This is a genomic window from Tepidiforma sp. (genome assembly GCF_034433535.1).
GTDB lineage: Bacteria > Chloroflexota > Dehalococcoidia > Tepidiformales > Tepidiformaceae > Tepidiforma.
The window spans coordinates 1-11334 of the sequence record NZ_DAOUAO010000167.1; the positions used below are offsets into that span (position 1 = coordinate 1).

Here is an 11334-nt window from a genome sequence, read left to right on the forward strand (position 1 = left end):
GGCCCCGGCAGCTGCTGCCGGGGCCGCTGCCGTGCGGCTGCAAGGTCGGAATCCGGGCTCAGCCGGCCCGCTGCTTCGCCTGTGCCCGGGCCCAGCGCCGACTGAGAATCCACCGTGTGCTCAGCCGGGAAAAGCCGGCCCCGAGCAGCACCGCCCAGACAATCGAGAACAGGGTGAACCACACGGTGCCCTCGCTCGCCCCCGCGATGAGCCCCATGTACAGGCCGATGAAGCCGCCCAGCGAGAACGCGAAGAAGACCGGGAATGTCCGCCACTTCCACTCGGGCAGGGGCATCGGCCTCGGCGCGCTCGTTGCCGTCGGTCGCGCCCCCGCGGCGGTCGAAGCCCGGTCTGACCGGCGGCGCCGTCGCGACGCGCTCACGAGGGCACCCCGTACGTCAGCCGAAAGGCCATGTCGCAGCGCCGGCAGAGCGGCACAACATCCCGACCAAGCAGGTTTCGAAAGCCGATCACGTGCACTCCGCACTCCCGGCCGGTCTCGTTGATCCGGGCATCGGGGAAATGAAACAGCCCGCCGCAATCCGCGCAAACCAGGGCGCTGGCGGAGCCAATCGGCAGTTTACACTCGCAGCACCGTGCGGCAGTCATCCACGCTGGGCCACACCGCCGGGCAAATCGCCGCGCCGAAAGAGCAGGACGCCCCCGGCCGTCTTCCGATAGCGCACACCTCCGGCCTCAGCCAGCGCCTCGAGTGCCGCCGGCGTCATCCCCGCGGCAGCCGCGGCCTCCAGCAGGTCCAGCACGTCGTCCAGTGAGCCCGGCTCGGCAGGCGGCGCGAGGCACACATTGCAGGCGAACTCGAGGGCCAGGTGCTCCTCGTTGATCCACACCTGCCCGCAGTCTGTTCCCGGGAGGTCTGCCCGCGAGTTCAGGTGGTACAGGTTTCCGCACCAGTTGCACCACGCTTCCATGTGCGCCTCGACTTCGCCGGCGCACACGTGGCAGCGGACACGCATTCGCTCATCGACCACGCCCTGAGGATACCCCAAAGCTTGACTCCCGGTGAATGCCGTCCCTATGATCATAGCGCTTTAGCATTTTCCGGCGCATTGCGCCGTTGAGCGCCCGGCTCCGCCGCCGGGCCGGAGGGTACGTGGGACAACCCGCCGCACGGGACCGCGCCGAGCTCCTTGCCCGCCTTGGGCTGCGCCGCCTGCGCCCGGACCTGCTCGAAGAGGCCCTCACCCACGCGTCCTATCTCAACGAAAACCCGTCAGCCAGCTCCTCCAACGAACGGCTCGAATTCCTCGGCGATGCCGTCCTCGGCCTTGCCGTCGCCCGCCTGCTCTACGAACGCTTCCCCACCGCCGGCGAAGGCGAGCTGACGCGCATCCGCGCCGAGATCGTCCGCGGCAGCACCCTCGCCCGCGCCGCCGGCCGCCTGGCGCTCGGCGACTTCCTCATCCTTGGCCGCGGCGAAGAGAGCGCCGGCGGGCGCACGCGCGACCGCAATCTTGCCGGCGCACTCGAAGCCATCATCGGCGCCGTGTACCTCGATGCCGGCTTCGCCCCGGCGCGGGCGCTCGTCCGCCGTGTCCTGCGACCCGAAATCGAGCAGGCCCTCCGCGAGGGCGTCCGCGTCGATGCCAAGAGCTCCCTCCAGCACGTCGTCCAGGCCCGCTGGCACGAGCCGCCGGAATATGTCACGGTGGAGGATACGGCGGGTGCGCCCGACCGCCGGTTCGTCGTCGAGGTCCGCGCCGCCGGCCGCCTGCTCGGCCGCGGCGAAGGCCGGAACAAGCGCGAAGCCCAGCAGCAGGCCGCCCGAGAGGCCCTCGCCGGGCTCGAGCTCAGCGAAAAGGAGGGCGCCACGTGTACCTGAAGCGGCTCTCCATCCACGGCTTCAAGAGTTTCGCCAACACCACCACCTTCGAGTTCGGCCCCGGCATCACCGCCGTCGTCGGACCGAACGGCTCCGGCAAGAGCAACGTCGCCGATGCCATTCGCTGGGTCCTCGGCGAGCAGAGCGCCCGCCTCCTCCGCACGAAGAAGCAGGAGGACGTCATCTTCGCGGGGACGGGCAACCGCGCTGCCGTCGGCATGGCGGAGGTGTCGCTGGTCCTCGACAACACCGAACGCTGGCTGCCCGTCGATTTCGCCGAAGTGGAAATCGCCCGACGCCTCTACCGCAACGGCGAAAGCGAGTACCTGCTCAACGGCACCCGCGTCCGCCTGCGCGACATCCTCGACCTCCTGATGAAGGGCGACGTCGGCCAGAATTCCTACTCCATCATGGGGCAGGGCCTGGTCGATGAAGTCCTCTCCATGAGCCCCGAGGAGCGCCGCTCGTTCCTCGATGAGGCGGCCGACGTCAAGCGATTCCGCCTCAAGATTCGCGAAGCCCAGGATCGCCTCGCCGCGACAAGCGACAACATCGAGCGGGTCGCGCTCGTCATCCAGGAGATCGAGCCCCGCCTCTCCCAGCTCAGCCGCCAGGCAGAGCGCGCCGCCGAGCATCGCCGCCTCTCGGCCGAACTCGCCGAGCTCCTCCGCCTCTACTACGGCCATCTCTGGTCCGAAGCGCAAAACACCATCGTCCGCACCCGCGCGGCCCTCGACCAGGGCATTGCCGAAAACGAGGCGGCCGACCGCCGCGTGCGCCTCCTCCGCGAGCAGCTTCGCACCCTCTCCGAGGAGATTCGCAAGCGCCGCGAGGCCATCGCCCGGCGCGACACTCGCAGCGCAGAGATCGAACAGCGCATCGTCGCGACCGAGCAGGCGATCGCGCTCGACCGCGAGCGGCGCGCCATGGTCGCCGCCCGCCGCGAGGAGCTCTCCCGCGAAATCGAGGCCCTCGAAGCGGAGCGCATCGCCCTCGCCTCGACCGATGTCGACGAAGGGCGCCGCAACCTCGAAATCGCCGGCCAGGCCGATGCCATCCGGGCCGACCTCGAACGCTCCCGCCGCGAACTCGATGCTGCAGAACGCGAATATTCCCGCCTGCGCAGCCGCGTCCAGGAGCTGCGGGACGGCGCCGACGCCGACGACCGCCGCGCCGCCTCCATCCGCTCCGACATCGAGGCCGCCGAACGCCGCATCGCCGACCTCGACCGCGAGCTCGAGCAGCTCGTCGCGCGCCGCAAGGCCGTCATCGTCGAGCTGCTCGGCAGCCGCCGCCGCATCGCGGAGGCCCGCCTCGCGGTCGATGAGGGGCAGGAGCGGCTCGCGGCCGCGCGCGCCGAGGCCGACGCCGCCCGGGAACAGCTCCTGCGCGTACAGGAGGAGGTCCGCGAGTACGAAGCGGCCGGCAACCAGGACCTCCGCGAACTCGACCACCTCGAAGGCCGCCTCGATGCCCTGCGCCGCGTCCAGGCCGAGCACGACGGCGTCGCCGCCGGCACCCGGCAGGTGCTCATCATGGGCCAGGCGCTGATCGAAGGCGTCGAACCCGGCAGCCTGGGCGAACCGCCCGAGCTCAAGGGCGTCATCGGCCTCCTCAGCCGCCAGCTGCGGGTGCCTCCCGGCCTCGAACTGGCCATCAACGCGGCGCTCGAGCATCGCCTCCACGCCATCGTCGTCGAAAACGAAGCCGTCGCCCTCGAAGCGATCGCCATCCTCACCCGCCGCCGCCAGGGTCGCGCCCAGTTCCTCCCGCTCGATAGCGTTCGTCATGTCTACCCGCTCAACCTGCAGAAGGAGCGGGGCGTTGTCGGCGTCGCCGCGAAACTGGTCCGCTGCGACCAGCGCGTGCGCCCGCTCATCGATACCCTCCTCGGCCGCGTCATCATCGTCGAGGACGTCCCCACCGGCCTGCGCATGATTCGCCGTGCGCTCGGCTCGGTGGTCACCCTCGATGGTGTCCTGATCGAACAGACCGGCGTCATCGCCGGCGGCACATCCGGCGCCGATGAAGGCGAATTCGTCCGCCAGCGCGAGCTCGAAGAGCTCCCCGCCCGCATCGAAGAGCTTCGCCGGCGCACCGAGATCGCTGCCGAGCGCATCGCCCAGGCCCGCCTCGCCATCGACCAGGTCGCCCGCCGCTCCCATGAGGCCGAGGCGAACTACGAGATGCTGCGCCGCGCCCTCGAGGCGGCCCGGCTCGACCTCGAACGCGAGCGGGAGCGGCGTCATCGCATCCGCCGTGATGCCGACGCCCTCCGCTCCAAGCGCGCCGACATCCAGCGCGAGCGGCAGTCCCGCCTCCAGCAGATCGAACAGGCGCGTGCCGCGCTTCTCACCCTCGAGGCCCGCTCCGGCGAACGGCGCGCGGAGGTGGAAGGACTCGAACGCGAACTGGCCGAAGCCACCGCCCGGCGCGACGCCTCCCTCCAGGCCATGACCGAAGTCAGCGGCCGCCTCGCCGCCGCCGAGGGCGAGCGCCGCACCCTGCTCGCCATGCGCGAGCAGCACGAACGCGCCATCGAACGCCTCGACCGCCAGATCGAGGCCCGCCGCCTCCAGGCCCGCAACCTCGAGCTCGAAGCCGGCGTCATCGATGAGCGCCTCGAGCGGCTGGCCCGCGAGCTCGAGGCCATCCGGGCCGAGCAGGCGCGCTTCGCCGAGGACGCCGCCCCCGACCGCGACGAGCTGCATCGCCTCGAAAACCACGAACGCGCAATCCAGGACGAATTCGCCGAGGCGCAGCAACAGTTGCTGACCATCGACCGCCGCCGGCTCGACCTTGAAGCCGAGCTCTCCCGCGCCACCGAGCGGCTCGAATCGCTCCGCCACGAGATGGCGCGCGAAGGGCTCGCGCCCGCCCCGTCCGGCGAGATCGTCCCGCTCGACCAGCTCGAGGCGCCGGCGCCAGACCACGAGCCCGAACGGCCGATGCCCCGCGTGCAGGGCGGGGCATCCATCGACGTCGAGGCCACCCGCGCCCGCATCGAGGAGCTGCGCCGCCAGATTCGCCGCCTCGGCGCGATCAACGAAGAGGCGCCCGAGGACTACGAGGAGCTCAAACAGCGGCACGAATTCCTGACCACCCAGCTGGCCGACCTTACCGAGGCCGCGGACCAGCTCCGGACGGCCATCGCCGAGCTCAACGAGGAGATCCGCACCCGCTTCACGGCCACCTTCGAGACCGTCAACCGCGCCTTCGGCTCCTATTTCGAAGCGTTTTTTGGCGGCGGACAGGCCAGCCTCTCCCTGACCGACCCCGACAACCTCGCCGAGGCCGGCATCGAAATCGAGGCCCAGCCGCCCGGCAAGCGCATCAAGAGCCTCTCCCTGCTCTCCGGCGGCGAACGATCCCTCACGGCGGTGGCGCTCCTCTTCGCCCTGCTCTCAGCCAACCCCGCGCCGTTCTGCGTCCTCGATGAAGTGGATGCTGCCCTCGATGAAGCGAACGTTGGGCGCTTCACGGCCGCCCTCCGCTCGCTCTCCGAAAAGACGCAGTTCATCGTCGTCACCCACAATCGCCGCACCATCGAGGTGGCCGACGCCATCTACGGCGTCTCGATGGGCCGCGACGGCGTCTCCAGGGTGCTCAGCCTCCGCCTGGCCGACCTCCCCCAGTCCTGAGGCTGCCCGCTACCGAATCCCCCGGTACCATCCCTTCACACCCCCGCAGGAGTTCCCACGTGAGGTTCTGGCGACGCAGGCCAGCCGAATCCCAGCCCGCTGCACCAGCGACGAACGTCGCTCCGCCGACCGATGAGGAGCGCGCGGAAATCCACGAGCAGACCGGCCGCGCCGTGGAACGCACCCGGCGCGGCATTTTCGGCCGCATCAGTTCCCTCTTCGAACGCGCCGACTTCGACGAATCGCTGTGGGATGAGCTCGAAGAGATCCTCATCGGCGCCGATGCCGGCCTCGAGACCACGACCGCCATCCTCGACCGCGTCCGCAAGCGGGTGAAACAGGAGGGCGTGAAGCAATCCGCGCGCGTCCGCGAACTCCTTCGCGAGGAGCTCATCACCATCCTCGAAGAGCCGACCGCGGAGCCGCCCGCGTGGGCGCGTCCCGATGCCCCTTCGCCGCTGGTCATCCTTGTGGTCGGGGTCAACGGCGCCGGCAAGACGACCACCATCGCCAAGATGGCCCACGCCTTCAAGCGCGACGGCGCCACCGTCGTCCTCGGCGCTGCCGACACCTTCCGGGCCGCCGCCACCGACCAGCTCAAGGTCTGGGGTGAGCGGGTGGGTGTCCGCGTGGTTGCCCACCAGCCGGGCGCCGACCCCGGTGCCGTGGCGTTCGACACGCTGGCTGCCGCTGAATCCTCCCGCGCCGATGTCGTCATCATCGATACCGCCGGGCGCCTCCACACCAAATCGAACCTGATGGAGGAGTTGAAGAAGATCAACCGCGTCATCCAGCGCAAGGACCCCACGGCGCCCCACGAAACCCTCCTCGTGCTCGACGCCACCACCGGCCAGAACGGCCTCGCGCAGGCCCGCACCTTCACCGGCGCCGTCGGCGTGACCGGCATCGTCCTCGCCAAGCTCGATGGGACTGCCAGGGGCGGGATCGCCTTCGCCATCGCGCACGACCTCCGCCTCCCGGTGCGCTTTATCGGCACCGGCGAGCGCATGGACGACCTCGCGCCGTTCGACGCGGCGGAGTTCGTCGACTCGCTGCTCGCCTGAGCGCCATGGGCGAGGTGCTCGCGGCCTGGCTCGCCTCGCTCGCGGTCGGTGCCGTCGGCCTGCCGTTCTGCCTCGCCTTCCTTCGCCGCCTGCCCGGGGCCGGGGCGGGTTTTGCCTTCACCGCCGGCCTGCTCGCCGTCTCGCTCCCGTGCTTCCTTCTCCGGGTGATGTCCATCCTCCCGCCGGGACGCGGCGGCTCCCTGCTTGCCTTCGCCCTGGCGGCCGTGGCGGCGTCGGCGGTTGCCGGCCGCCTGCAAGAACGTCGCGCGCAGCTGCGCCCGGTCCTGCCCGGCGCGATCCTGGCGGCCAGCGTCTTCACCTGGGCCTTCTTCGTCGCCGCGGGCTTCCGGTCCTACAACGCCGAAATCGCCGGGACCGAACAGCCAATGGACCTCCTCTTCCTCAACGCGACGCTCACCAGCCCGGAGTACCCGCCCCGCGACCCGTGGCTCGCCGGCGAACCGATCAGCTACTACTACTTCGGCTACGTCCAGCTGGGAACCCTTGGCGCGATCGCGGGCGTCCCGGGTTCGACCGCCTACAACCTCGGGCTCGCCTTCACCTTCGCCGCGACAGTTACCGGCCTCGTGACGCTGGCCTCCGCCCTGGCCCGCTGGGCCCTGCCCCGCGCACGGCGTCGATTCGTTCCGGCCGCCGCCGTCGCGGCGATCGTGCTGGTCCTGTTTGTCGGCTCGCTCTCCGCCGTGTTCGAAGTCGCCGCCGCCCACGAGCGCTACAGCGAACCGCTCTACCGCGCCTTCGGCGTCGAATGGCTCATCCCCTGCGCCCCCGGCCAGTCCGACAATTGCTACACTGGCCCGACCGACCCGCGCACGACGGCCTGGTACCCGACGGAATACTGGTTCTGGTGGCGCGGCACGCGCATCATCCCGGGCACCATCACCGAATTTCCGTTTTTCAGCTTCCTCCTCGGCGACCTCCACCCGCACCTCATGGCGCTGCCGCTCAACCTCCTCGCGCTCGCATTCGCTGCGGCCACCTGGCGGGGGAGGTCCCCACTCGATGCCGTCAGCTGGCGCCGCCCCGGCCTGCCGCTGGCCATCGCGGCCGTCTTTGGCGCCCTCGCCTTCCAGAACGCCTGGGACGTCATGACCTTCAGCGCCGTCCTCGCGGTCGCCGTGTTCGCGCGCAATCACCGGCCGCTCCCGTTGCCCCGCGCGCTCCTGGGGACGGTCGGGTTCCTCCTCCCGGCAGCCGTCCTCGCCGCCATCCTGTACGCGCCCTGGTGGCTCACCTTCAGCAGCCAGGCCAGCGGTCTCTACGCCTACGCTGGCGCCGGCACCCGGCCGGCTCACGCCTTCCTCCAGTTCGGGACGCCGGTCCTGACCGCCTCGCTCGCCCTGCTCCTCCTCCGCCGAAGCCGCGGCGGCCTCGAACCCGCCATCCTCTCCGCGGGCTGGCTCGTGGTCCTGCCCTTCCTCGGATGGGTCGCACTCGCGGCCCTCCGGGGCTCGCTGGCCGATGCCGTCGACGCCCGCGGCGCCGGCGGCTGGGCGACGCTCACTATCCTCGGCGGGCTGACCTGGGCGCTCGGCACCGCCGCGATTGCGCTCCACCTGCGCCGCTCGCCCGCTGCCCCGGTGGCCGGCGTCGCAACCGTCGGACTCCTCCTCCTCTACGGTGCCGAGCTGTTCCTTATCCGTGACGTGTTCTACGGTTCGGTCCCGCGCCTCAACACGGTGTTCAAGCTCAGCTACCAGGCGTGGCTGCTCCTCGGCCTGGCAGGCGGCGTGAGCCTCGCGGCGGCCCTCGCGAACGCCCGCCGCCCTGCTCTGGCCATCGCCGCCGCGCCTGCCCTGCTGCTCATCGCCGCCGGATTGGTCTACCCGGCGACCGCCGCCTTCAACCGCACCGAGGGCTTCTCGCGCACCACCGACATCGACGGCCTCGCCTGGCTGCAGCGGGCTGACCCGGACGAGTACGCCCTGGTCCGCTGGGTCGCCGAGAACACGCCGCCTTCGGCCGGTATCATCGAGGCGAGCGGCCGGCGCTGGGCGCTCGATGGACAGGGCAATCGCACCATGGTCAACCCCAACGTCGACTACACCGATGCCGGGCGCATCGCCTCACGCACCGGGCGCCAGGTGCCCATCGGCTGGTACTTCCACGAAATCCAGTGGCGCGGCGACTCCGAGGCGAACCGGCGTGAGTTCGTTGCCCGGCAGGACGCGGTCGATGACGCCTACGTCAGCGGCAGCCCGGAACGCGTTGTGGAAGTCATGCGCGAATTCGGCGCCGACTACCTCGTGGTCGGCCGCCTGGAGCTGGACAACTACCCGGGCATGCTCCCCGACTACGACGCCTTCCTCGACCGCGTCTTCGAATCGGGCAACCTGCGCATCTACGCCCTGCCGGTTTACCGCCAGGTGAGCGCCCGGTGAGCCTCCACGCGCCGCCAGCACGCGGCATCACGGTCGCCGCCCTCGCCTGGGTCGGCGCGGCTGCCGTCTACCTCCTCCTGCGCCTGGCGGCGTTCGCCTCCGTCCCGGTCGGCGGCCACGAACTGTGGTCCCTTGCCGGCGCCTGGCAGGCGCGCGAGGGGCTCGACGACGCCCGCTTTGTTCCCACCCTCTTCCAGGCCCTGGCGGCGCTGTTGCTCCGCCTCGATGACTCCGATCTGCTGCCCCGCCTGCTCGCCCTGGCCGCTGCCTCCACCGTGCCTGTCTCGCTCTTCGCCCTTCGCCGCCGCCTCGGTGAACCTGTGGCCTTGCTCGCCCTGCTCTTCATCGCCTTCGATCCCCTCCAGCTCGCCCTCGGGTCCGCTGCCGGCGCTGCTGCGCTCGACGTGCCCCTTGCCCTCGCGACCCTCGCCGCCTGGCCGCAGTTCGAACGGCGGCCCTGGCTGCTGGCGCCGGTTGGCTTTCTCTGGGCGACTGCCGGGCCGGCTGGTCTCCCGCTCGCCCTCGGCGCTGGCGTCGCGGTCCTCCTTGCTAGCGCCCGGCCCGGCCCCCGTCTCGTCCTTTCGGCCGGCGCTGGCGTCGCCGTCGGCCTCGCGGCGGCCAGCGTCGGCTTCGGCAGTGGCTGGCAGGGCGTGACTGTGCCGCCCTTCGACCTTTTTGCTGCCAGTTTCGATGCCCCCTGGTCATCCGAATCGACCCGGCGCCTGTTCGCCCTGTATGCCTGGGGCCCGGCAGCCGCTGCTCTGGTGGCGCTGGCGGTTCCCGCCGCGATTGGTCGTCGCTGGCTCCCGCGCACGACGCACGAGCGGGTCCTGGCCGCCTGGTTCCTCCTCGCTGCCGGGTGGACCGCCGCCGCGGGCGGTGCACATGACCCGCTCGCACCGGCCGCCATGACTGCCCCGGCGCTCTTGCTCGCTGGCATCGGGGCGGTGCGCCTCCTCGAGGCCCTCGGCCGCGTCGATTGGCGTGCCGCCGGCTGGCCCCTCGCCGCTGCCGTCGCCGCCACGCTGATCGCCCTTGGCCCACTGCTCGATTGGGCGCGACTCACGCGCGTCGGCCCCGACCACGAAGTGGTCGTGGTCGTCGGCACGAGCGTGTTGCTGGCCGCCAGCCTGCTGGTGCTCGCCCGCAAACCCCGCACCCGTGCGGTGGCCGCCCTGCCGTTTCTCCTGGTCGCCGCCTTCCCCTGGCTGGCAGGTGGGTTCGCTGTCGCCAGCGGCAGCCCGAATGAGCCGCTGCCCTCGCCCGTCACCACCCTGCAGGCGTCCGAGCTCCGCGACCTCGGCCTGGGTCCCGACCGTGACCCCGGGGGCCTTGTGGTCATCCACCCCTCGGTGGCCGATGCCCTGACCTGGCCGCTGCGCGGCGTCCCCGGGGTCGTCGTGGCCAGCCGCATCCCGCCCAACGCCGCCATCGTCGTGTGGACCGCCGATGCCTCCGTACCCGACGGCTTTCGCATCGCCGAGGGCCGCTGGTCGGTCCTTCGGGAAAGAAACGGTCCACGTTCGGGCTTCCTCGACTACCTCCGCTGGCTGGCCAACCGCAATACTCTTCCCGTGCGCGATACCCTCGTCACCGTCTTCATCCGGGAGCAGCCGTGACTGCCGCCGCTACCGGCGCTCGGCCGGCCCCGCTCGAACGGCTCCTCGCCATCCGCATCCCGCTCACCCTCGAGGTCGCTGCCTACGCAGCGGTCTTCGCTCTCGCCGTGCTCCTCCGCACCTGGGACCTCGGCTCCCGCGCACTCCACCACGATGAGAGCATCCACGCCCAGTGGTCGTGGGGGCTCCTCCAGGGCAACTACCGCCACAGCCCCATCTTCCACGGCCCGTTCTACTACCACGTCCAGGCCGCCGTCTTCTTCCTCTTCGGCGCGAACGACTACACCAGCCGGTTGTCGGCGGCCATCGCCGGGTCGCTGCTCGTCTTCATCCCGATGCTCCTGCGCCGCCGCCTGGGCGCAATCGGCACCTTCGCTGCGGTTGCGCTCATCGCCTTCTCGCCGACGCTCGTCTACTTCAGCCGCTTCTTCCGCGAAGACATTTACATGGCGGCCTTCACGCTTCTCATGGTCGCCGCCATGTGGCGCTACATCGATGAAGGCCGAGTCCGCTGGCTCTACGTCTTCGCCGCCGGCTTCACCGGCAACGTTCTGACGAAGGAAGGCTCCTTCCTTGTCTTCGCCGTGATGCTCGTCTACCTCGACCTTTACCTGTCGGCTCTGCTCGCCCGCAGGACGCTGACCGCCCGTTCCGGCCCCGGCGGCCCGAGCCTCGATACCGCCCCCCGACGGGCCGCCCTCACGATCGCCTTCGCGCCGTACGCCTGGGTCATCGCCGCTTTCTGGCCGTTCCTTGGCCGGCTGC

Annotated in this window: 8 protein-coding genes; 6 read left to right on the forward strand and 2 right to left on the reverse strand. The window is 70.9% G+C overall.

The window, feature by feature from the left end; genetic code table 11:
- Positions 1–58: 58 nt before the first annotated feature.
- A complete protein-coding gene (locus VAE46_RS08965; protein WP_322796589.1) occupies positions 59–295 on the reverse strand; it encodes a hypothetical protein in 237 nt (78 codons plus the stop codon).
- A 310-nt stretch (positions 296–605) separates the two neighbouring features.
- A complete protein-coding gene (locus tag VAE46_RS08970) occupies positions 606–992 on the reverse strand; it encodes a hypothetical protein (RefSeq protein ID WP_322796590.1) in 387 nt (128 codons plus the stop codon).
- Between the two features lie 122 nt (positions 993–1114).
- On the opposite strand from VAE46_RS08970, the gene rnc reads away from it, so the two are divergent.
- From rnc to VAE46_RS09000, 6 genes are all read left to right on the forward strand, one after another.
- The gene (gene rnc / locus VAE46_RS08975; RefSeq protein WP_322796591.1) at positions 1115–1843 is read left to right on the forward strand and encodes a ribonuclease III; all 729 of its coding nucleotides are present in this window, start codon (positions 1115–1117) and stop codon (positions 1841–1843) included.
- Positions 1834–5484, forward strand: a complete 3651-nt coding sequence (smc, locus tag VAE46_RS08980) for a chromosome segregation protein SMC (RefSeq protein WP_322796592.1) — start codon at positions 1834–1836, stop codon at positions 5482–5484. The genes rnc and smc overlap by 10 nt, the downstream gene beginning before the upstream one ends.
- Positions 5485–5543: 59 nt before the next feature.
- Positions 5544–6548, forward strand: a complete 1005-nt coding sequence (gene ftsY, locus VAE46_RS08985; protein WP_322796593.1) for a signal recognition particle-docking protein FtsY — start codon at positions 5544–5546, stop codon at positions 6546–6548.
- A gap of 5 nt (positions 6549–6553) precedes the next feature.
- A complete protein-coding gene (locus tag VAE46_RS08990; RefSeq protein ID WP_322796594.1) occupies positions 6554–8950 on the forward strand; it encodes a DUF2298 domain-containing protein in 2397 nt (798 codons plus the stop codon).
- Positions 8947–10569: a hypothetical protein gene (locus VAE46_RS08995; RefSeq protein ID WP_322796595.1), complete on the forward strand. Its 1623-nt coding sequence runs from the start codon at positions 8947–8949 to the stop codon at positions 10567–10569. Before VAE46_RS08990 ends, VAE46_RS08995 begins: the two co-directional genes overlap by 4 nt.
- A partial coding sequence (locus VAE46_RS09000) for a flippase activity-associated protein Agl23 (RefSeq protein ID WP_322796596.1) occupies positions 10566–11334 on the forward strand: 769 nt, incomplete at its 3' end. The genes VAE46_RS08995 and VAE46_RS09000, both read left to right, overlap by 4 nt.

Excerpts from the sequence above, each read along its gene's own strand:
- VAE46_RS08965 (WP_322796589.1), bottom strand. The coding sequence starts at position 295 with ATGCCCCTGCCCGAGTGGAAGTGGCGGACATTCCCGGTCTTCTTCGCG.
- VAE46_RS08990 (WP_322796594.1), top strand. The coding sequence starts at position 6,554 with ATGGGCGAGGTGCTCGCGGCCTGGCTCGCCTCGCTCGCGGTCGGTGCC.